Source organism: Pseudomonas sichuanensis (assembly GCF_003231305.1).
Classification (GTDB): Bacteria; Pseudomonadota; Gammaproteobacteria; order Pseudomonadales; family Pseudomonadaceae; genus Aquipseudomonas; species Aquipseudomonas sichuanensis.
In genome coordinates, this window is record NZ_QKVM01000001.1 from 178,134 (window position 1) to 197,408 (window position 19,275).

Genomic DNA, 19,275 nt, shown 5'->3' on the forward strand with positions numbered 1-19,275 from the left:
CGTCATGGGATCGCGCCCGCTGTCGGGCCCGGCAAGCTGTTACCGGGCTTGTCGCTTCACTGCAAAGGACTTTGCATGCCACCGTCTACCCGCCTCTACGCCTGGGAGGGCATCGATGCCGCCGGGGTTCGTCAACAGGGCCAGCAGCCTGGGCGCAGCCCGGCGTTCGTGCGGGCGTGGCTGCAGCGCCAGGGCATTCGCGCTACGCGGGTGCAGCCGGCGGGAGGTTGGCGATGGCGCTGGCCGCAGCGCGAAGGCAAAACGGATGCGCCGGGGTTCAGCCGGCAGCTGGCGACCTTGCTGACGGCGGGGGTGCCGCTGTTGCAGGCGTTCGAGGTGATGCTGCGAAGCAACACGGGCAGCGGCATGAGTGGGCTGCTGGCGCGGTTGAAACAGGATGTGGCGGCGGGGCTGGGGCTGGCGGATGCCTTGCAGCGCCACCCGGCGTGGTTCGATGCGCTGTATTGCAACCTGGTGCGGGTGGGTGAGCACTCCGGCACGCTGGACTGCCAACTGGAACAGATGGCGACGATGCTGGAGAAACGCCAGGCGCTGCGGCAGAAGGTGCGCAAGGCGATGTTGTATCCGGCGCTGCTGCTGTTGACCGGGCTGGGGGTGGCGGCGTTGTTGCTGCTGGAGGTGGTGCCGCGGTTCCAGAGCCTGTTCGCCAGTTTCGACAAGGCATTGCCGGCCTTCACCCAGTGGGTGATCGACTTATCCACAGCACTGGGCAATCACGCGGTGTGGTGGGTGGTGCTGATGGCGGCATTGGGGCTGGGCACGCGCGAGCTATATCGGCGGCATGTGCCTGCGCGCTTGTGGATGTTGCGGCTGGTTTTGCGGGTGCCGGTGGTCGGGCGTTTGCTGGGCCATGCGGCGTTGGCGCGGTTCGCCCGTTGCCTGGCGACCTCCTATGCGGCGGGGGTGGCGTTGCTGGATGCGTTGCAGACGGTGGCACCGGTGAGTGGTGACAGCCTGCACGAGCGGGCGATCCTGGCCCTGCGCCAGGGCGTGGCGAACGGGCTGGGCCTGCACCAGGCGATGGAGGCGGACACGCTGTTCCCGCCGTTGTTGCGCCAGCTGGTGGCAGTCGGCGAGGCCAGCGGCACGCTGGACCTGATGCTGGACAAAGCCGCGCTACATTATGAGGAGCAGGTGAGCCAGGGGCTGGAGCAGTTGACCACGCTGCTGGAGCCGGCCATCGTGCTGATTCTCGGGCTGCTGGTGGGGGGCCTGGTGGTGGCGATGTATTTACCCATATTCCAGTTGGGCAGCCTGATCTGAACATGAATGCCTGGTCCTTGGTCGTCGAACATCCTGCGTTTTTCTACAGCCTGGCCGTGGTGCTGGGGTTGCTGGTGGGCAGTTTTCTCAATGTGCTGGCCTACCGCTTGCCGATCATGCTCGAGCGCCAGTGGCAGCGGGAGGCGCAGGCAGTGCTGGGGTTGCCGGGGGCCACGCACGAGCGCTTCGACCTGTGCCTGCCGGCCTCTCGCTGCCCCCATTGCCAGCACCGGATCCGTGCGTGGGAGAACATTCCGGTCTTGAGCTACCTGGCGTTACGCGGGCGCTGCTCGGCGTGCAAGGGGCGGATCAGTGCGCGCTATCCCTTGGTGGAGCTTGGGTGTGCCCTGCTTTCGCTGCTGGTGGCCTGGCATTTCGGGCCGGGCATCGAAGCCTTGCTGGTGATGGTGCTGACCTGGGGCCTGATCGCTTTGAGCCTGATCGATGCCGAGCACCAGTTGCTGCCGGATGTGCTGGTGCTGCCGCTGCTATGGCTGGGGCTGGTGGTCAATGCCTTCGGGCTGCTGGTGCCGCTGGCCGATGCGGTATGGGGCGCGGTGGCGGGTTACTTGAGCCTGTGGTCGGTGTTCTGGGTGTTCAAGCTGTTGACCGGCAAGGACGGCATTGGCCAGGGTGACTTCAAGCTGCTGGCGATGCTCGGCGCCTGGGGCGGCTGGCAGATCCTGCCGCTGGCGCTGATGCTCGGGTCGTTGGCCGGTGCGCTGATCGGGCTGGTTCTGGTGCGCCTGCGCCGGGCGCAGATGGGCGTTGCGCTGCCCTTCGGGCCTTATCTGGCCATTGCGGGCTGGATCGCGGTGCTCTGGGGTGATGAAATAGTCGCCTCTTACCTGCAACTGCTTGGAACCTGATGAGCACAGCGCCCTTCACCCCCTGGATTCTCGGCTTGACCGGCGGCATCGGCAGCGGCAAGAGCGCCGCCGCCGAGCGCTTCGTCGCGTTGGGCGTGCACCTGGTCGATGCCGACCAGGCCGCGCGCTGGGTCGTCGAACCCGGCCGCCCTGCCCTGGCCCGCATCGTCGAGCGCTTCGGCCCTGGTGTATTGCAGGCAGACGGCCAGCTCGACCGCGCCGCCCTGCGCCAGCTGATCTTCGCCGACCCTGCGCAGCGGCAGTGGCTGGAGCAATTGCTGCACCCGCTGATCGGCCAGGAAATCTTCAGCTACCTGGCCAAGGCCGAGTCGCCTTATGCGGTGTATGTCTCGCCGCTGCTGATCGAGTCGGGGCAGTTCAACAAGGTGCAGCGCATCCTGGTGGTCGATGCCCCTACCGAGTTGCAGGTGCAGCGTACCCTGCAGCGCGACAACACCAGCCCCGAACAGGTGCAGGCGATTCTCAAGGCCCAGTTGGCCCGGGAAGAGCGCCTGCGCCACGCACATGATGTGGTGGTCAATGATCGTGACCTGCAAACGCTGCACGACGAGATCGACCGCCTGCACCACTTTTACCTGACTTTGCGAGGAGGCCAGCCATGAGCCAGCCGATGACCGTTGATTGCCCGACCTGTGGCGCGCCCGTTGAATGGGGGGAGCAGAGCCCGTTTCGGCCGTTCTGTTCCGACCGTTGCAAGTTGATCGACCTGGGGGCTTGGGCGGCCGAGGAGCACAAGATTGCCGGCTCCGATGAGTCCGAGGATGAGTTGTATTCGGGGGATCTGGAGCCTCGGCACTGAGCCTGGATTTTGGGTTGCCTGTGCTGGCCTCATCGCTGGCAAGCCAGCTCCCACAGGGATCGCGCTAGCATCAACAGCTGAGCAAGACAGTTGCTCCTACAGCTAAGGCCAAGCCTGGCGCAGCAAGTACCGACGCCATCGCGGGGCAAGCCCGCTCCCACGCGTGCTACGCCATTGGCTGCCTCGTGGGAGCGGGCTTGCCCCGCGATGCTTTCAGCGGTCGTCATCCTTCCACGGCGCCTGCAGGTAGCGGGTGCGGTTGAACGTCTCCAGCCACTCCGGGCTGAACACCACCAAAGCACTGATCACCGTGCCGTTGATGAACGCCTCGGGGAACATCATCAGCCACAGGTAGCCGACGAAGTCGCTCAGCCACTCCGGCATGGCGAAGCGTTCGTCCATCCACAGCAGCCCCAGCCCGGCCATCAGGCACACCAGCACCGTCAGGGCCGCGGGGAAAAAACCGCAGCAGAAGATATAGACGAACAGGTTACGCGGCTGGGCGCGCTCGACCAGGATCGCGCACACCTCGGTGACCAGCACCGGCAGGCCTACGATCAACAGGCCGTTGACGCCGATGGCGGCCAGGTCCTGGCGGCCGAGCAGCAGCAAACCGAGTTGGGCAAGAAAGCCGCCAAGCACCGCCAGCGGCCAGTCCAGCAGCAGGGTCACGGCGGTCATGCCGATGAAGTGATAGGACACGCCAGTGTCGAAGTCGCGGCGCACCAGCCACAGGGCAAACAAGCCGAACACGGTGCCGAACAGCAGGTGCTGGCGGCGAGTATCGGTGAACAGCTCGACCCAGCGGGTGCGGCTGATGGCCCAGGCCAGCAGGGGCACGTAACCGAGCCAGCCAAGGGTGAGGCTGGTGCTGGACAAGACCTGTGCGCTGATCACCTGAGCAATATCCCTGTCGGCCATGTGGACAAGCCTGAGTCTACACCCATTCTCCCTTGCGTCCGGTTGCTATAGGCTGGCATCTCCATTCGATGCAGGAAGCGTCCGCCATGCCTGAAGGGCTCAATCTCCCGCTACTGTTGGGCGCGGCATTCAGCGCGGTCGCGGGCCTGCTGCACCTGGCGATCATCCTGGTCGGGCCGCGCTGGTACCGCTTGTTCGGCGCGGGCGAGCGCATGGCCAGGGCCGCCGAGCAGGGGCGTAGCTACCCGGCACTGGTCACCACGGCCATTGCGCTGGTGTTGCTGGCCTGGTCGGCCTATGCGCTGTCGGCTGCCGGGCTGATCAAACCGTTGCCCTTCCTGCTGCCGGTGATCTGCCTGATCACCCTGGTGTACCTGGCTCGCGGCCTGCTGGGCCCGGTGCTGCTGGCCGGCACGGGGCGAACTCGGCAGTTTATCGCGGTCAGTTCGGTGATCTGCCTGGGGGGCGGGCTGCTGCATTTGCTCGGGGTGGTTCAGCAATGGTTGATGCTGGGCTGATTCCCACGCACAAACAGCATCTTACCGTCATCGTTTAGCGACTAAGCTTGTCCCCATGGATGACTCCGACTACTTGCGCCTGCTTACCATCCAGGCCGAACAAGCCAATGCCTTTCTCTCCAATGCGCGCAAATGGGAGCGCGAGCGTTGGGTGTGCCAGCGCCTGCTGCAAGGGTTGAACATTGCCTACCGCAGCGAGGACTTCACCCCGGCCGGGCAGGAGCCGCCGGATGTGCTGTTCCGCGATGCGGCGTTCGAGGTGTTCTTCGTGCTCGACGAGGGCCGGCGCCTCAACGATGAATGGCGCGAGGAGCTGCAACGCCGGCGCAGCGCGTTTTCCCTGAGCCAGCTGGTGCGTCGCGAAGCACGGCCGCGGCGCATCCCGGCCCAGGAGCTGCTGGCGCGCCTGGCGCCGACCTTGCGCAAGAAGGCGCATAACTACCGAGAGCGCGGGCTGGACTTGAGCGAGCTGGACATCATCGCCTTCGCCAGCCTCAAGCGCGAGGTGCTCGACCTCAACAGCCATTTCCCGCCCCCCACCGAATACCTGCGCCAGGGCTGGCGTTCGCTGTCGCTGGTGGGGCCGACCTTCGCCCGGGTGCTGTTCGCCCACCCGGATGCGCCGGATTTCTTGCGTGGCAACCTGGGGCGCAGCATCGTGTTCGATGTGGGGATCAGTCTTTGATCCAGTGCCGAGAGTCTTTGCGATCACGTACACTCGGCGCCAGAGATAGAACACATTATCATTCGTTCCACGCGTTTGCGTGAACGCTGTGGCGTACACGCAGTCACAAACGTCTATCTACGAGGCCCACCATGACCAGCCGCCTGAATCCTGAAGATCAGCGTCGCGTCGATGAGTACTTGAGTGCCCCCCAGCATCGTGTCGAGCGCAGGCCTTTCCGGCCGTTGCTGCTCCTGTTGCTGGTGGTGGCCGTGACCATCGGTCTGGGCCTGTTGAGCCGCCTGTTGAGTGGACTGGTGCTATGAGCTGCCTTGCGCTCGCCCTCCCCTTGGCTGCGTCGCGGCCGGGCCTTGTGCCCACGAATTCCGTAAAACTTGTGAGATATCCCTATGACTCATCGCATCGTGATTGTCGGCGGCGGCGCCGGCGGCCTGGAACTGGCGACCCGCCTGGGTAAAAGCCTGGGCAAGCGCAAACAGGCCGAGATCACCCTGGTTGATGCCAACCTGACGCACATCTGGAAACCGCTGCTGCACGAAGTGGCGGCCGGTTCGCTGAACTCCTCGGAAGATGAACTGAACTACGTGGCCCAGGCCAAGTGGAACCACTTCAACTTCCAGATGGGCCGCATGAGCGGCCTGGACCGCGAAAGCAAACAGATCCAGCTGGCCGCTACCCTCGACGACGAAGGCCGCGAGCTGCTGCCTGCGCGCACCCTGGGTTATGACACCCTGGTGATCGCCGTGGGCAGCAACACCAACGACTTCGGCACCCTGGGCGCGGCGCAGCACTGCCTGTTCCTCGACAGCCGCAAGCAGGCCGAGCGCTTCCACCAGCAACTGCTCAACCACTACCTGCGCGCCCATGCCGGCGATGTGGCCAGTGAAAAGATCAGCGTGGCCATCGTCGGCGCCGGCGCCACCGGTGTGGAACTGGCGGCCGAGCTGCACAACGCCGCCCATGAACTGGCGGCCTATGGCCTGGACAAGATCCAGCCCAAGGACATGCACATCACCCTGATCGAGGCCGGCCCACGCGTACTGCCGGCACTGCCCGAGCGCATCAGCGTGCCGGTGCACAAGACCCTGGAAAAACTCGGGGTGACGGTGATGACCAACGCCTCGGTCAGTGAAGTGACCGAAGATGGCCTGAAGACGGCGTCCGGCGAAGTGATCCAGGCCAGCCTGAAGGTGTGGGCGGCGGGCATTCGCGCGCCGGGCTTCCTCAAGGACATCGACGGCCTGGAAACCAACCGCATCAACCAGCTGGTGGTGCGCCCGACCCTGCAGACCACCCGCGACGACAATATCTTCGCCTTCGGCGATTGCGCCGCCTGCCCGCAGCCGGGCAGCGACCGCAACGTGCCGCCACGGGCCCAGGCCGCGCACCAGCAGGCGTCGTTGCTGGCCAAGAGCCTGAAGGCGCGCCTGGAGAACAAGGCGCTGCCGACCTACGAGTACAAGGACTACGGCTCGCTGGTGTCGCTGTCGCGCTTCTCGGCGGTGGGCAACCTGATGGGTAACCTGATGGGCAGCGTGAAGCTGGAAGGCTGGCTGGCGCGGATGTTCTATGTGTCGCTGTACCGCATGCACCAGATGGCGCTGTATGGGTTCTTCCGCACGGCGATGCTGATGCTGGGTAGCAAGATTGGGCGCGGGACCGAGCCTCGCCTGAAGCTGCACTGACAGCCACGGCACGGCTCAAGGTCAAGACGAAGATCTAGTGGGAGCGGGCTTGCCCCGCGATGACATCAGCTCAGGCGCCATCGTTGTAACGCCTGACGCCATCGCGGGGCAAGCCCGCTCCCACAAGATCCATATGGCCAATCGGCGAAGTTAACGAAGCACGCGATACGTGCTCTGCACGAACCCACTCTCGTAACTGGTCGTTTTCATGTGCTGCAACAGCACATCCTTCGCCAACTCGCCAAACAACGGTATCCCCTGCCCCAGCAGCACGGGGATGCGGGTAATGGTCAGCTCGTTCACCAGCCCCTCGCGCAAGAACCCCTGAATCAACTTGCCGCCATCCAGGTACAGGCTTTTCGCGCCCGTGGCCTGCAGGTGCTCGAGTAGCTCAGGGATCGGCCCGGGGTGCAGCTCGACTTGCCCAGGCGCATTGGCGGGCAACGCTGCCAGGCTGGCGCTGACCACCACCACGCGGGTGTCTGGGTAGGGCCACTGGCCGAAGGTCATGACCTTGTCAAAGGTGCCACGCCCCATCACCAGCGTATCGACGCCGGCCATGAACCCCGCATAGCCATGGTCATCGGCAGATTCGGTCGCCCCCATCAACCAATCAAGGCTGCCGTCTTCACGGGCGATGAAGCCATCCAGGCTGGTGGCGATGAACACACTGGCTTTCAAAGGCATGGCACGACGCTCCTGCGAGTAATGCCCGCATGCTAGCAAGAAAACCGCACAGCCCGCGCGAAGTGCACATTCATCGGTTTGCCGCGCGCCGGCGAATGGGTTTCGGCGAGTGCAGGGCTTCCCAGCGGCGCCTCGATAGGTCAGGCTCACACGGCGCGCAAAGGGACGCGGTATTTCAAGGAAGTGCTTCATGCAGATCAATCAAGGGCAACGCCTGCCGTTGTCCAACCTCATCCAGGGCCAGGCCCTGTCGTTTTCCCTCAACATCGCCTCGCCACACACGGTGGACTGCGCCTGCTTCGGCCTCGATGCCCAGGGCAAACTGTCGGATGATCGCTACATGGTGTTCTTCAACCAGCCCGCCAGCCCCTGCGCCAGCGTACGCCAGGCCATGCCAGGGGAATTCGCCCTCGACCTCGCCCGCCTGCCTGCCAGCATCGAGCGCCTGGTGTTCACCGCGGCCATTGACGGCCATGGCGCCATGCGCGACCTGCAGGCCAGCACCTTCACGATCAAGGATGCCGGCGGGCGCGCCGTGGCCAGCTGCCCGTTCTCCGGGGCGACGTTCGCTAACGAAAAGGCCATCATGGTGGCGGACATCTATCGCAAGGATGGCCAATGGCGCCTGATGTCCAACCTTCAAGGTTTCAACGAGGGGCTGGCCGCGCTGGTCAGGCATTTCGGCGCTCAAGTCGCCGACGAGCCGACACCAACACCAACACCAACACCAATCCAGGTGACGACACTGTCGCTGGAAAAGAAAGTGGCGGCCAGCGCTCCGCACCTGGTCAGCCTGGCGAAAAAAGCTCAGGTCAGCCTGGAAAAGGCCAGGCTGGACCAGGTGAAGGCGCGGGTCGCACTGATCCTCGATGCATCGGGTTCGATGAACGGCCAATACTCCCGAGGCCGTGTGCAGGAAGTGGTCAATCGCCTGCTGCCGCTAGCGGTGCATTTCGACGACGACGGCGCCATCGACTGCTGGGCCTTCGCCGCCAAACCGCAGAAGCTGTCGTGTATCACCCTCGCCAACCACAAAGCGTTCATCGACACCGACCATGACGGCTGGCGCGACTGGGATGTCGGCCGCCGCCTCAACGACGAACCCAGGGTGATGGAGCAGGTCATCGAACATTACCTGGCCTCGGGCGACCGTTCCCCGGTGTTCGTGCTGTTCATATCCGACGGCGGCGTCTCGGAGAACCGCAAGATCACCCGGCTGATGACCGAGGCGGCGAAGCTGCCGCTCTTCTGGCAGTTCGTGGGCCTCGGTGGCAGGGGCTACGGCATCCTTGAAAAGCTCGATGACATGCCGGGCCGAGTCGTCGACAACTGTGGGTTCTTCGCCCTGGACGATCTCCACCAGGTCAGCGAGGAGCAACTCTACGACCAGTTGATGGCAGAGTTCCCCAACTGGCTGAAGGACGCCGCGGCCAAAGGTATCGTCGCCTGAACCCTGCTTGTCAGCCGGCGTTCTGGCTCGGCGCTGGCAGTTCGGCGAAGGTCGTTCCGGTCCAACGGTACTTCACTTCGGTCTCCAGGCTTGGGCAGCAGCGTGGGTCATCTTCGCCATGGGACAGTACCTTCACGGTGATCGTCTCGGGGCCGGCACGCTGCAGTTGCGTGGCGCCACCGACGACCAAGGTCTGCTGCAACTGCCAGCCATCGCTGCCGTGATAGTAGGCGGCCAGCGTCTGGTAGGCGCTGTTGCCGCCGCCCTGGCCTTCGATGGTATAGAGCACGACCGCGTCCTCCACGCCATCGCCGTTCAGGTCGAGCTGGACCTGCTGGCGACCTTCCGGGTATTCGCTGCCACCGTCGCTGGCGATTTCCTGCGCGATCAAGGCCTGCATGGCGGCATCGAGGGTGACGAATGCGCGATTGGCGCTAGCGGAGGGTGTGAGTACCGGCGCGGCTGCCACCACGGGTGAGGGCGCGGGTTCAGGTGCAACCGGGGCCGGGGCCTGGCCTTGCGTCTCGCCGTATTTGGCGGCGGCGGCTTTGTCCGGCTGCAGGCCGGCGGCCTTGACCTTGGCGATGTAGACACGCTTGACCTGGGCCTGGATCTCTTGCAGGTCGCTCGGTGCGAATTCGATGACACCTTTGCCATCGAACGGCTGGGCATCGCCAAGCACCCAGCGCGAGAAGATGCCCGGGCGTTTCTTCTCCAGTACCTCGATCACCTCGTCCTTGACCTCCTCCTCGGCCTCCAGGAAGAGCGCCCAGCCTTTGTCGCCGAACAGGGCGATCAGCTCGTCCTTGTCCTTCGCGCCGGCAAGCGAAACAGCCTCCAGCACCTGAATGTTGAAGTCGATGGTCTTGCTCACGCAGCTGTTGGTGAAATTGCCGAAGCATTCCTCCCGCAGTGCCTGCCTGGCCATGGAGAGTTTGTAGTCGGTCATGGCATCGCAGCCGGCCAGCGCCAGTACCCCGCCCAAAGCCAAACCCCATTTGATGCTAGTGCTGATCATGTCTTTCGCTTCCTGTTGATACCTGATCGATCCGGCCCGTGGCTGAACCCTTTCCTTGGCGGTCGATGCAAAAAAGCCCCGGCCAGGCCGGGGCTTTTCTTCACCCGAAGATGAATCAGCCGATGTTCACGCCATGGGCTTCGGCCAGCGGCTTGAGGCCACCGGCAAAGCCTTGGCCAATGGCCTTGAACTTGAACTCGTCGTTGTGGCGATACAGCTCACCGAAGATCATCGCGGTTTCGGTGGACGCATCTTCGGACAGGTCGTAACGGGCGATTTCCTTGCCGTCAGCCTTGTTCAGCACGCGGATGTAGGCGTTCGATACCTGGCCGAACGACTGCTTGCGGCCTTCGGCGTCGTGAATGGTCACGGCGAACACCAGCTTCTTCACTTCGCTTGCCAGGCCGTTGAGCTTGACGAACACCTGCTCGTCATCGCCTTCGCCTTGGCCCGAACGGTTGTCACCCAGGTGCTCGATGGAGCCGTCGGCAGACTTCTTGTTGTTGTAGAAGATGAAGCCGGCGTCGCTCAGAACCTTACCGGTCTCACCGGTGACGAACACCGAAGCGTCGAGGTCGAACTCGGTGCCGTCGGTAACGCGTGGGTCCCAGCCCAGGCCAACGATGACTTCGCTCAGACCTGGAGCTTCCTTGGACAGGGAGACGTTACCGCCTTTGGACAGACTTACAGCCATTGTGTGTATTCCTTTCTCGAGAGTGGATGGGCGATCAGAAATTCATGCCGTAGCCATTGGCCAGGGCACGCAGGCCACCGGTGTAGCCTTGGCCGACGGCACGGAACTTCCACTCGCCGTTGTTGCGATAGAGTTCGGCGAAAATCATTGCGGTCTCGGTCGAGGCATCCTCGGCCAGGTCGTAACGCACGATCTCGACACCCGTCACTTCGTTGACGATGCGGATGAACGAGTTGCCGACCTGGCCGAAGTTCTGGCGGCGCGCATCGGCGTCGTGGATGGTCACGGTGAAGGCGATCTTGTCGACGTCCGCAGGCACGCGGCTGAGGTCGACCTTGACCACTTCGTCGTCACCGTCGCCGGCACCGGTACGGTTGTCACCGGTGTGCTCGACCGAACCGTCCTGGCTGCGCAGCTGGTTGTAGAAGATGAAGTCGGCTTCGCTGCGGACCTTGCCGCTGGCGTTCAGCAGGAAGGCGCTGGCGTCCAGGTCGAACTCGGTACCGTCGGTGGCGCGCGGGTCCCAGCCCAGGCCGACCAGGATCTTGGTCAGGCTCGGGTCGGTTTTCGACAGGGACAGGTTGCCGCCCTTTTGAAGAGTCAGTGCCATGAGAACAACTCCTTGTGATTGCTACTGAGTTAAGGGTGTGCGGCCGGGGTCTCTTCCTTTTCCGGGAAGAGCACACTGGCCAGGATGCCGATGACGAGAACAGCCAGCACGATGATCAGGCTGGTGTTCGGGTCGATGCTGATACCGTGGTGGAACAGATGATCGGTGGCATTGAGGCCAAGCTTGGCGGCAATGAAGAACAGCAGCACGATGACGGCTTTCTCGAGGTGCACCAGGTAGCGCTTGAGGGCCTCGAGCACGAAGTACAGGGTACGCAGGCCAAGAATCGCGAAGAGCATCGCCGAGTAGACGATCAGCGGTTCACGGCTGACCGCGATGACCGCCGGGACCGAGTCGAAGGCGAACAGCACGTCGGACACCTCGACCACCACCAGGCACAGGAACAGCGGCGTGGCGAACAGGCCGCCCTTGGCCGCCAGGCTCATGCCCTTGTTCTCGGGCTTTTGCACTTCGACTTCGAGCTTCTTGCGGCTGACGAAGAAGTTGTGGCCATACAGCTTGGGCCAGACAGGGAACAGCTTTTTGGCGAAGCGATAGGCGATGTGCTGGGAATAGTCTTCCTCTTCTTCATCGTCACCGCCGCTTCTGAGCATCATCACCGCCGTCCATGCCACGATCAGCGCGAAGACGATCTCGACCCACGGGCCGAACGCCAACAGGCCGGTACCGATGGCTACGAACACGCCACGGAACACGATGGCACCGATGATGCCCCAGTAGAGAATGCGGTGGCGCAGGCCGTCCGGCACCTTGAACCAGGCGAAGATGGCCATGAACACGAACAGGTTGTCGACCGACAGCACTTTTTCCAAGGCATAACCGGTAACGAACAGGCTGGCCACCTGCGGCCCGTGCTGAACGTAGAGGAATGCGGCAAACGCCAGCGAAATCGCCACCCAGAACAGCGACCAGATCGACGCCCCGGCGAGGGTGATGGGCTTGTCATCGCGATGAGTGACCATGTCCAGCAGCAGCGCGCCAAGCGCGATGCCGACAAATACCGCCATGGTCAGCGGTGGGAAGCCAATTGTCGTTTCCACAGTCGAAGTCCTTAAAGTTCGAAATCAGCTGGGTTGAGGCCCAGCTCCAGGCAGATCAGGCGCCCGACGGCCTTTTCCTTGCTATCAAAGTCGCCATCGGAAGCCCCGACAGCGCAAACCACACGGACCAACAGGCGCGCTTCGCCGTCCTTGCCCTTGACCTTGCTGATGGCCTTCAGGGCTTCGGCCTGGCCGATCTGGAAGTCGAACTCGAACTTCGCGCAGGCGTCGCTGAACACCTTGATCACGTCGGTCAGGTTGAACACCTTCAACTCCGCGGAGTTGTTGATGAAGCCGGTCATCTTCATCTTTTCTTCGGACTTGATCTCGCCGTCAGCCGCCGACATCAGCGCGCAACCGTTGGCGATCGCCTCCATGAAGGTCCGGTTCTTGTACTTGGCGACTTCCGTCGTCAGCGTTTCCCGGGCCTTGGCCGCATTGGTTTTGAGCCATTCGAGCATGCTGTTTCCCTCGTTGCGGGCCGAGCGGCCCGCCTTGATCGGATGGTTATTTGGAGCCGGCCTTCCAGTTCATGCCCCAGCCGTAGGCTCGGTCCATTTCCTGATGGCCCGGGTGGAAATCGACACGGCGCGAAACCTTCACGGCCCCGTTGACGTTTTCCAGCAGGGCGATCGCGCACATGCCGTGGCGGCCGCCCTCCTCGTTCATGCGGACTTCGATCTCAGGCTGGCCTGGCACGAAAATGGTCACCACGCCGTCGGTGGCTCGCCAGTTGGGAGCACCGTCGTAGATGAACGCGAAGATCAGGATGCGTTTGACTTCGCTCCAGAACTGGCCGTTGATGTGCAGCCATTCACCGCCTGCCACCGCGCCGGTGCGGTCGTCGCCCATCAGCTGGATGTAAGGCTCCTCGCGCAAGTCGCCAAAGCGCCTGCCGAGCGCCTGAATCGCGCCCTTGTAGCCATCCTGCATTTCGAACAGGCAACCCAGGTCCAGGTCGATCGCGTTGCGCTTGCCCAGCAGTCCGCCGAGCAGGCCACCACCACCCTGGCCCTGGCCCTGGTTCCAGTTCAGGTTGACCTTGATCTCGCCAAATCCGGCAGCGGTCTTTTCCAGGCTGATGCTCGAACGGGTCTTGTCGAGGGTGACCTTGCTCAGGCTGATCGACGGCTTGGGCGCTGGCGGTGGCACGACTGCAGGGGCCGGAGCCGGCGCCGGGCTTGGCGCCGCAATGTCGACGCCGAAGTGCCTGGCCAGCGGCTCCAGGCCACCGGCAAAGCCCTGCCCGACACAGCGGAACTTCCAGGCGCCCTGGCGCAGGTAGAACTCGCCCAGGATCAATGCTGTTTCGCTCATGCCACGGGTAGGGATCTGAGCCTCGATGCCACCGGATACGGTCAAGGCCAGGGTGCTGACACGGTCGAACGCCGCCTTGTTCTCGTAGATGGTCGCGGTAAGCGCGACCTTTTCCACCGCAGGGTCGACCCGCCCCAGGTCGAGCGTGAACTCGACCCGGCCACTGGCGGACGAGACCAGTTGAACCGCTCCACCGAGGATGCTGGTCTGACCGTAGAAACACATGTCGCCATCGCCACGCACTTTGCCGGATGGCGTGAGCGCGAATGCAGAAATATCGATGTCCGCGCCCGCGATCGGTGAGTAGCTGATATCGACACGCAGTTGGCCGGCGGCTACCGGCGCATTGCCGCCCGGGGCCAAGGTCGTCATGCGCGCACCGCGTCGATGGCCAGGTTTACCAAGTCCTCGGCAGTGCGGCCGTTGGTGGAACGGCCGATCGCCTTGAACTCCCAACCGTTGCCGCCGCGGCTCAGGCTCGCCATGACCACGCCGGTATGCTTGCCTTTTTCCGCCAGGTTGAAACGCGCCAGCTCTTGCTTGCCCGACGCGTTGACGATTCGGCAGTAGGCATTTTCGACCTGGTCGAAGGTCTGCCCACGGAAGCTGTTGACGGTGAAGACCAGGTGTTTCACGTCAGCCGGCAGGCGTTGCAGGTCGACATGGATGGTTTCGTCATCACCATCACCTTCACCGGTGAGGTTGTCGCCGGAGTGCTTGATCGAACCGTCCCGCGAAGTCAATTGGCGGAACCAGACCACGTCGACGGGCTGGAAATCGCCATCCAGCACGATGCACGAGGCATCCAGGTCGATCGAGTCGTTGCCGCCACCGGACAGCAGCTTGCTGAAAAAGCCACCGGTGGCTTTCACTGGATCCCAGCCCAGGCCCAGGCTGACGGTGGTCAGGCCAGTTCCAGCGGTCTTTTCCAGCGAGATGCTCTGATTCTTGCTCAGGGTGAGTGCCATGATTACGCTCCTTGTTGATCGTCAATGCTCATGCGGGAGCCCGTGGTCCTTACCGGTCCCTGGCTCCCTGCCGTGTTGAAGCGCGGACGCGTACGCCGCCACGCCGGATGAAAATGTCGCCAGTGCGGGTCTTGTGCGGCGGCGAGCAGTTCGTGATCGCCGCGGGTGTCGCCCCAGGCGCGCAAGCGGTATTCGGTGAGCGGGCCATACTCGGCCGTCAGGCGCAGCACCTTGTGCTCGCACCGGCAGTTGTTGCCGCTGATGCGCCCGGTCAGCCTGCCGTCGAGCACTTCCAGTTCGGTACCGATCAACTTGACCCCCAGCCGTTCGGCGAAGGGCTGCAGCACCAGTGCCGGCGATGCCGAGCACAGCGTCACCTGGGCGCCGGATGCCAGTTCGGCGGCCACCGCGTGCAGGCCGGTCGGGCGCATCAGCCGGGGCCATGCGCGCAGGCAAAACAGCTCGGCCTTGTGCGTCAACCACTGGGCCTGCACACCGGTCAGGAAGGTGCGCACAAGCTGCGCCTTGAGCTCATCGCGGCTCATGCCCCGTGCCACGTACCTGAGGCTGGGCAGGGCCATCCTCAGGAGGCGCCGCGAGAACTCGCGCTTGCCGAAGGCAAATTGCAGGAACGGCACGAAGCTGTCGTGACGGGTCAGTGTGCCGTCGAAGTCGAACACCGACAGCACCTTGGCGCCTTTCGGACCCGCTTCCAGCATGTCCAGGCTCATCAATGGACCTCCGCCAGGCGCATGCCGGACTCATGTGCACCGGTCTCGGCAGGCTTGATGCCGTGCCAGCGCGCGCGCTCGAGAATGTTCTGCGCCCACTTGAAATGGGTCGCCGGCTCGCACATCGCGTCGTTGTGCCTGAATACGGCCGGCGCGACATCGTTGACGATCAGCCGGGCACAATTCAGGTCCTCCAGGCTGACCCGCAGGGTGTCCTGGATCAGGCCGATCTGGTTGGGGTGGATCGCCGTCTTGCCGACCAGGCCATGGGCGATGTCCAGCTCGAGCTCTTCCTGCAAGAGGTGAGGCGATGCCAATTGCTCGAACACCGGCGCGGTCAGCGCGAAGCCTTGGGCGCCCATGACGCCGGCCAGCATGGGAATGACGTAGCTCATGGGGGTGGCGTACAGCGTGGTCGCCGGGTTGCGGCGCAAGCCCAGGCAGCCCATGAGGTCGTTGCCGCCGATGCGCAGGGCGATGATGCGCTGATCGAGGCTTTCCTTGAGCGCTTGCCCCAGTTCGGTCATGGCGCCGGGGTTGTACACGTCGGCGGTTTCCAGGGTCGGCATGAGCCGCAGCTCAGGGTTGCCGACCGCCCGTTCCCAGGTGACGAGGCTGCCCAGCGTCAGCTTTGGCACCACGAACCCATCGACATGTTTCATCAGCGGCCAGTCATTGAGCACCGCCGCCATCCGGGCATCACGCGGCCGCACGAACAACAGCGGACCACCTTCGCTGCGCCCGCCACGGGCATCGATCTGCTGCAGCAGGGTGCGCAGGTTGGCCAATGCACTGTCCACGTCGATCTGAGCCACGGCATCTTCTAGGCAGACCACCAGCGAGCGCAGCTCGGGGAAGCGAATGCCGTACACCACCTCGAGAATGTCGGACCGCGTAGCGGGCATGTACAAAGTGGCGCCCAGCGCATACGGCGAAATCCTTTTCATCGGTTGACGCTCCGAATGATGGTGACCGCACGATAGGGGCCGAGCTGCTCGCCGCACGCTTCGACGGTGATTCCCGCGCGCTCGGTCAGGTGCAACAGCAACTGCACGTCGCGGTCGTCGCGGTCGCGCACCAGCACATGGTCGGGGACGCGGCGCAAGACAGCGCGCGTCGCTTCCGCAATGCCCGGTTTTACCCGATTCAGGTTACCGATCTGAAAACGTGCCGCGAGATCACGCACCACCTCGCTAGCCTGCGCCTGCAAATGCTGCCGCGCCTCGAGACTCCAGGGAGCGACCGGGGCCACCTCGGCCAGGCGACCGCGCTCGTGTTCGATCTGCTCGATGAAGCTACGCGTAACGTCATGCTCGCTCAGGTGGTCGTAGACCACGCAACCGTGCAGACCACGATCGGTGGGCCAGATCGAACGAGACACCAGGCCCGAGACCGTGGCGCCCAGGATGCCGGACGGGATGATCCAGTCCTCCGCCGAGGCGGCCATCCAGGCCTGGCCGCAAGGGTCGGCCAGCACAACCAGGCGAGGCTCGCCCTGGAAGCGTATGTCGCGGGCCAAGGTACGACGCAGTTCGCCCGCGATCGCCCCCTTGCCGGTCCAGCCATCGACGAAGACGATGTTCTGCGCACCATGGCGCTGGATGACCATCTCCAGTGCCACGTGATCAATGCCGCGATCACGGACGATACTGACGCCGTAGTGGTGAGCGTCACGCCCCAGCCCGACCAGTGCGCGGCGCAACAAGACGCCCAGAGGCAGGCCAGCACGCACGAACGAAACCAGCGCGATGCTTGGGCCGGTACAGGCGATGTCCAGTGCCTGAGCCAACGCCTGCACCTCGGCCGCCATGCGCCGGCCATTCTGCGCCAGGGCCTTGGCGTAAAGCCCCATGTGCACCTCATCCGGGGCATGCTCCTGGCTGATCATTTCGGAGTAGTGCTTCTGATTGGATTGAATCAGCCGCTCCTTCTCAGCCACGTCGGTTACCTGCAACTGCATCGGGCGCAGCAGAAAATGCACGTCGTCGGGCGCATAGCTGCCGCTGCCGACCGTGCCCATTGCCTCAGTCATTCAGCAACCCCTCGACCGCACCGGCCAACTGGCTGCGGGCGGGTGTTGCCCACAGATGACAGAGGTTCATGAAGCCCAGGTCAGTGATGCTGTCACCGAAACCCAGCACCGGGCGCTCGCCGTGCCGGGCGCGATCACGGCGCAGCCACTCCTCCACTGCCAGGCGCTTGCTCAGGCCTTGCGGCAGGAATGCCAGGTTGTTGCCGTTGCCGTGTACATGCATGCCCTCCAACAGCCCGCGTCGGCGAACTTCGGCCAACACCGTGGCCAATACCGCGTCATCGGCCCCGTTGTGCTTGGTCACCACGTAATGGCGCAGGTCGTTCTCCTCCACCACCCAGCCCCGCAGGGAGAAGCCAAGCGACTCTCCGATCGCCAGGGTGGTCTCGCTCAGTGTGTGCAGGCGCTCCTGGAATGGGGCCAGTGCGTCGGCCATGACCCCATGCCAGTCGCTGTCCAACTGCCCCTGGCCACCCAGCATGGTGCCGCCGTGGGAACAGATCGCCCCGAGGCTGAACGGCAGGCGCACCCGGCTATAGGCCTCGACGCTGCGTGCGGTGACCGGTACCACATCGGCTGAACCGAGCAGCCAGTCGACCAGCGCCTGCTGCACCGGGGTCATGAAGCCGTTGGGCTGACCGTTCACATCCAGTGTCGCCACCGCCCTGGCAACGCCTTCGGGCATCTTGCGGGCGGTCTGGAACAGGGTGTCGTCGAGATCGACGAACACCAGTGGGCGCTTAGTGCTCATCGACGATGACCTCCGCGCCCAGCGCCTCGATCAGTTGCGCGCAGACCGCCGGGGCCGGTGTTTCCGAGCAGATGAGCACCCGGTCGAACTGACCGGGGCGCACGTTGTAAAGGAAATTGGGGATCCCCAGGCCGTAGTTGTCCGAGAACGACAAGGCATGGCCAATGGCATGGCCGAGGGCAATCGGCGATCGGCTGGTCGAGCTGAAGTGCACGTTCGCACCCGCACGCTCCAGGCGCTCGGCCAGAAGAAACGGCCGCCAGACGAACTCGCTGGTGCCGATCACGATGACTTTCTCGCCAGGACGAACCTGCAACCCGGGAGCCAAGGTATCCTCGACGTGGCGAACCCCAAGCCGCCCCCAGTCGCCTTTGGGCGACAGCGGCCACGCACCGATGGAAACGGCGGCGACATCCGGCATGTCCGGTAGCGGGGCCGTCGGATCTTCGTGGAACGCATAGCTGCCCTCGAGCAGCGAGACCGAACTGGCCCGGCTGCCGATGGCCCGGCCGACCGCTCCGGCCGACCAGTCGGTCAGCACGCAGGTGACCACGCGCTCCAACTGGTGCAGACCGGCGTCCAGCAGTGCCTGGTAGAGATTGATGAACGTCTTGCCGGTCGACGCCTCGTCATCCACCAGGATCAACGAACGAGCCTGCAGCATCAGCTGACGGGTTTCGGGGTCGGTCGGCAAATGGATCAGATGGGCGCTGGCGTGACTGTGCTCCTCCTCGAACCTTGCGAACAGCTCGGTACCGAGGGGGTGTCGCGTGCTGGTGATATAGACGCAATCGCTGCGTTTGGCACTGTAGGCCCGATGCACGCCGGCCCCCAGGCCGACAGCGGTTTCTGCCATGCCGATGACCAGCACCGGGCCCGGCAGATCATCGGGGATCTCCGCCGCCAGGCTGTCGAAGCCGGCGGCCATCACGGCGGGGCGCACCGGTATGTGACGCCCCAGTACCTTGGAAACGAACAGGAAAGCCCGTTTGGGATTGCGGCGCTCGGCGAAGCCGAACAGCTCGGCCGCAGGCAGGACGGTGTCCTCGATCTTGACCTCAAGCACACCGCGCTTGAGTTGTACGCACAGGGAGGTGGGTACTACGTTGCTTTCCATCAATGGCTTCCTAGTCCGATGCCGAGCCGAGGCCCCGCACCTAATCCTGATGTTTCA

Annotated in this window: 23 protein-coding genes; 9 read left to right on the forward strand and 14 right to left on the reverse strand. The window is 64.0% G+C overall.

Annotated features, from left to right (window positions below):
• Nucleotides 1-75: 75 nt before the first annotated feature.
• Genes DM373_RS00855 through yacG form a run of 4 tightly spaced genes read left to right on the forward strand, consistent with a single transcriptional unit; the run spans nucleotide 76 to nucleotide 2,973 of the window.
• Entirely contained in the window at nucleotides 76-1,284 is a 1,209-nt protein-coding gene (locus DM373_RS00855; protein ID WP_110991740.1) for a type II secretion system F family protein, read from the forward strand.
• Nucleotides 1,285-1,286: 2 nt separating this feature from the next.
• Nucleotides 1,287-2,153 carry a prepilin peptidase gene (locus tag DM373_RS00860; RefSeq protein ID WP_110991741.1) on the forward strand — a complete coding sequence of 289 codons (867 nt, stop codon included), beginning with the start codon at nucleotides 1,287-1,289 and terminating at the stop codon, nucleotides 2,151-2,153.
• Nucleotides 2,153-2,776 carry a dephospho-CoA kinase gene (gene coaE, locus DM373_RS00865; RefSeq protein ID WP_110991742.1) on the forward strand — a complete coding sequence of 208 codons (624 nt, stop codon included), beginning with the start codon at nucleotides 2,153-2,155 and terminating at the stop codon, nucleotides 2,774-2,776. The genes DM373_RS00860 and coaE overlap by 1 nt, the downstream gene beginning before the upstream one ends.
• A complete protein-coding gene (gene yacG, locus DM373_RS00870) occupies nucleotides 2,773-2,973 on the forward strand; it encodes a DNA gyrase inhibitor YacG (RefSeq protein ID WP_110991743.1) in 201 nt (66 codons plus the stop codon). The genes coaE and yacG overlap by 4 nt, the downstream gene beginning before the upstream one ends.
• A gap of 213 nt (nucleotides 2,974-3,186) precedes the next feature.
• On the opposite strand, the gene DM373_RS00875 is transcribed toward yacG, so the two are convergent.
• Nucleotides 3,187-3,894: an energy-coupling factor ABC transporter permease gene (locus DM373_RS00875; protein ID WP_110991744.1), complete on the reverse strand. Its 708-nt coding sequence runs from the start codon at nucleotides 3,892-3,894 to the stop codon at nucleotides 3,187-3,189.
• A gap of 86 nt (nucleotides 3,895-3,980) precedes the next feature.
• Here DM373_RS00875 and DM373_RS00880 point away from each other — a divergent pair, with 86 nt between their 5' ends.
• The 4 genes from DM373_RS00880 to DM373_RS00895 all read left to right on the forward strand — a co-directional run bounded on the left by DM373_RS00880 (nucleotide 3,981) and on the right by DM373_RS00895 (nucleotide 6,782).
• Nucleotides 3,981-4,412, forward strand: coding sequence for a hypothetical protein (locus tag DM373_RS00880; RefSeq protein WP_110991745.1), 432 nt, complete (start codon nucleotides 3,981-3,983; stop codon nucleotides 4,410-4,412).
• A gap of 55 nt (nucleotides 4,413-4,467) precedes the next feature.
• Complete coding sequence (locus tag DM373_RS00885; protein WP_110991746.1) at nucleotides 4,468-5,097, forward strand: DUF1780 domain-containing protein; 630 nt, start codon at nucleotides 4,468-4,470, stop codon at nucleotides 5,095-5,097.
• Nucleotides 5,098-5,228: 131 nt separating this feature from the next.
• Nucleotides 5,229-5,402: a DUF3094 family protein gene (locus DM373_RS00890; RefSeq protein ID WP_110991747.1), complete on the forward strand. Its 174-nt coding sequence runs from the start codon at nucleotides 5,229-5,231 to the stop codon at nucleotides 5,400-5,402.
• 84 nt (nucleotides 5,403-5,486) lie between these two features.
• A complete protein-coding gene (locus DM373_RS00895; RefSeq protein ID WP_110991748.1) occupies nucleotides 5,487-6,782 on the forward strand; it encodes an NAD(P)/FAD-dependent oxidoreductase in 1,296 nt (431 codons plus the stop codon).
• Between the two features lie 150 nt (nucleotides 6,783-6,932).
• On the opposite strand, the gene DM373_RS00900 is transcribed toward DM373_RS00895, so the two are convergent.
• The gene (locus tag DM373_RS00900; protein WP_110991749.1) at nucleotides 6,933-7,469 is read right to left on the reverse strand and encodes a dihydrofolate reductase family protein; all 537 of its coding nucleotides are present in this window, start codon (nucleotides 7,467-7,469) and stop codon (nucleotides 6,933-6,935) included.
• A 190-nt stretch (nucleotides 7,470-7,659) separates the two neighbouring features.
• Between DM373_RS00900 and DM373_RS00905 the strand changes: the two genes are divergently transcribed.
• Nucleotides 7,660-8,919: a VWA domain-containing protein gene (locus tag DM373_RS00905; protein WP_110991750.1), complete on the forward strand. Its 1,260-nt coding sequence runs from the start codon at nucleotides 7,660-7,662 to the stop codon at nucleotides 8,917-8,919.
• A gap of 10 nt (nucleotides 8,920-8,929) precedes the next feature.
• Here the strand turns inward: DM373_RS00905 and DM373_RS00910 are convergent, their stop codons facing one another.
• The 12 genes from DM373_RS00910 to DM373_RS00965 form a co-directional block, all read right to left on the reverse strand.
• Nucleotides 8,930-9,937, reverse strand: a complete 1,008-nt coding sequence (locus DM373_RS00910) for a hypothetical protein (RefSeq protein ID WP_110991751.1) — start codon at nucleotides 9,935-9,937, stop codon at nucleotides 8,930-8,932.
• Nucleotides 9,938-10,052: 115 nt separating this feature from the next.
• A complete protein-coding gene (locus tag DM373_RS00915; RefSeq protein WP_110991752.1) occupies nucleotides 10,053-10,631 on the reverse strand; it encodes a TerD family protein in 579 nt (192 codons plus the stop codon).
• A 34-nt stretch (nucleotides 10,632-10,665) separates the two neighbouring features.
• Complete coding sequence (locus DM373_RS00920; protein ID WP_110991753.1) at nucleotides 10,666-11,241, reverse strand: TerD family protein; 576 nt, start codon at nucleotides 11,239-11,241, stop codon at nucleotides 10,666-10,668.
• A 29-nt stretch (nucleotides 11,242-11,270) separates the two neighbouring features.
• Nucleotides 11,271-12,302, reverse strand: coding sequence for a TerC/Alx family metal homeostasis membrane protein (locus DM373_RS00925; protein ID WP_425272552.1), 1,032 nt, complete (start codon nucleotides 12,300-12,302; stop codon nucleotides 11,271-11,273).
• Nucleotides 12,303-12,313: 11 nt separating this feature from the next.
• Complete coding sequence (locus DM373_RS00930; RefSeq protein ID WP_110991754.1) at nucleotides 12,314-12,763, reverse strand: tellurite resistance TerB family protein; 450 nt, start codon at nucleotides 12,761-12,763, stop codon at nucleotides 12,314-12,316.
• A gap of 46 nt (nucleotides 12,764-12,809) precedes the next feature.
• Nucleotides 12,810-13,991, reverse strand: a complete 1,182-nt coding sequence (locus tag DM373_RS00935) for a TerD family protein (RefSeq protein WP_110991755.1) — start codon at nucleotides 13,989-13,991, stop codon at nucleotides 12,810-12,812.
• Nucleotides 13,988-14,587 carry a TerD family protein gene (locus tag DM373_RS00940; RefSeq protein ID WP_110991756.1) on the reverse strand — a complete coding sequence of 200 codons (600 nt, stop codon included), beginning with the start codon at nucleotides 14,585-14,587 and terminating at the stop codon, nucleotides 13,988-13,990. Before DM373_RS00940 ends, DM373_RS00935 begins: the two co-directional genes overlap by 4 nt.
• Nucleotides 14,588-14,589: 2 nt before the next feature.
• Nucleotides 14,590-15,318: an HAD family hydrolase gene (locus tag DM373_RS00945; RefSeq protein ID WP_110991757.1), complete on the reverse strand. Its 729-nt coding sequence runs from the start codon at nucleotides 15,316-15,318 to the stop codon at nucleotides 14,590-14,592.
• Nucleotides 15,318-16,265, reverse strand: a complete 948-nt coding sequence (locus DM373_RS00950) for an HpcH/HpaI aldolase/citrate lyase family protein (protein WP_110991758.1) — start codon at nucleotides 16,263-16,265, stop codon at nucleotides 15,318-15,320. Before DM373_RS00950 ends, DM373_RS00945 begins: the two co-directional genes overlap by 1 nt.
• A complete protein-coding gene (locus DM373_RS00955) occupies nucleotides 16,262-17,350 on the reverse strand; it encodes a cysteine protease StiP family protein (RefSeq protein ID WP_110991759.1) in 1,089 nt (362 codons plus the stop codon). Before DM373_RS00955 ends, DM373_RS00950 begins: the two co-directional genes overlap by 4 nt.
• Nucleotides 17,343-18,101, reverse strand: a complete 759-nt coding sequence (locus DM373_RS00960; RefSeq protein ID WP_110991760.1) for an HAD family hydrolase — start codon at nucleotides 18,099-18,101, stop codon at nucleotides 17,343-17,345. Before DM373_RS00960 ends, DM373_RS00955 begins: the two co-directional genes overlap by 8 nt.
• Nucleotides 18,091-19,218 carry a phosphoribosyltransferase domain-containing protein gene (locus DM373_RS00965; protein WP_110991761.1) on the reverse strand — a complete coding sequence of 376 codons (1,128 nt, stop codon included), beginning with the start codon at nucleotides 19,216-19,218 and terminating at the stop codon, nucleotides 18,091-18,093. Before DM373_RS00965 ends, DM373_RS00960 begins: the two co-directional genes overlap by 11 nt.
• Nucleotides 19,219-19,275 lie beyond the last annotated feature (57 nt).

Coding starts and splice junctions, on each gene's coding strand:
- DM373_RS00880 (WP_110991745.1), top strand. CDS start 3,981: ATGCCTGAAGGGCTCAATCTCCCGCTACTGTTGGGCGCGGCATTCAGC.
- DM373_RS00965 (WP_110991761.1), bottom strand. CDS start 19,218: ATGGAAAGCAACGTAGTACCCACCTCCCTGTGCGTACAACTCAAGCGC.
- DM373_RS00935 (WP_110991755.1), bottom strand. CDS start 13,991: ATGACGACCTTGGCCCCGGGCGGCAATGCGCCGGTAGCCGCCGGCCAA.
- DM373_RS00920 (WP_110991753.1), bottom strand. CDS start 11,241: ATGGCACTGACTCTTCAAAAGGGCGGCAACCTGTCCCTGTCGAAAACC.
- DM373_RS00930 (WP_110991754.1), bottom strand. CDS start 12,763: ATGCTCGAATGGCTCAAAACCAATGCGGCCAAGGCCCGGGAAACGCTG.
- DM373_RS00905 (WP_110991750.1), top strand. CDS start 7,660: ATGCAGATCAATCAAGGGCAACGCCTGCCGTTGTCCAACCTCATCCAG.
- DM373_RS00855 (WP_110991740.1), top strand. CDS start 76: ATGCCACCGTCTACCCGCCTCTACGCCTGGGAGGGCATCGATGCCGCC.
- DM373_RS00910 (WP_110991751.1), bottom strand. CDS start 9,937: ATGATCAGCACTAGCATCAAATGGGGTTTGGCTTTGGGCGGGGTACTG.
- yacG (WP_110991743.1), top strand. CDS start 2,773: ATGAGCCAGCCGATGACCGTTGATTGCCCGACCTGTGGCGCGCCCGTT.
- DM373_RS00950 (WP_110991758.1), bottom strand. CDS start 16,265: ATGAAAAGGATTTCGCCGTATGCGCTGGGCGCCACTTTGTACATGCCC.
- DM373_RS00875 (WP_110991744.1), bottom strand. CDS start 3,894: ATGGCCGACAGGGATATTGCTCAGGTGATCAGCGCACAGGTCTTGTCC.
- DM373_RS00900 (WP_110991749.1), bottom strand. CDS start 7,469: ATGCCTTTGAAAGCCAGTGTGTTCATCGCCACCAGCCTGGATGGCTTC.
- DM373_RS00895 (WP_110991748.1), top strand. CDS start 5,487: ATGACTCATCGCATCGTGATTGTCGGCGGCGGCGCCGGCGGCCTGGAA.
- DM373_RS00915 (WP_110991752.1), bottom strand. CDS start 10,631: ATGGCTGTAAGTCTGTCCAAAGGCGGTAACGTCTCCCTGTCCAAGGAA.
- DM373_RS00860 (WP_110991741.1), top strand. CDS start 1,287: ATGAATGCCTGGTCCTTGGTCGTCGAACATCCTGCGTTTTTCTACAGC.
- DM373_RS00940 (WP_110991756.1), bottom strand. CDS start 14,587: ATGGCACTCACCCTGAGCAAGAATCAGAGCATCTCGCTGGAAAAGACC.
- DM373_RS00890 (WP_110991747.1), top strand. CDS start 5,229: ATGACCAGCCGCCTGAATCCTGAAGATCAGCGTCGCGTCGATGAGTAC.
- DM373_RS00945 (WP_110991757.1), bottom strand. CDS start 15,318: ATGAGCCTGGACATGCTGGAAGCGGGTCCGAAAGGCGCCAAGGTGCTG.
- DM373_RS00885 (WP_110991746.1), top strand. CDS start 4,468: ATGGATGACTCCGACTACTTGCGCCTGCTTACCATCCAGGCCGAACAA.
- coaE (WP_110991742.1), top strand. CDS start 2,153: ATGAGCACAGCGCCCTTCACCCCCTGGATTCTCGGCTTGACCGGCGGC.
- DM373_RS00960 (WP_110991760.1), bottom strand. CDS start 18,101: ATGAGCACTAAGCGCCCACTGGTGTTCGTCGATCTCGACGACACCCTG.
- DM373_RS00955 (WP_110991759.1), bottom strand. CDS start 17,350: ATGACTGAGGCAATGGGCACGGTCGGCAGCGGCAGCTATGCGCCCGAC.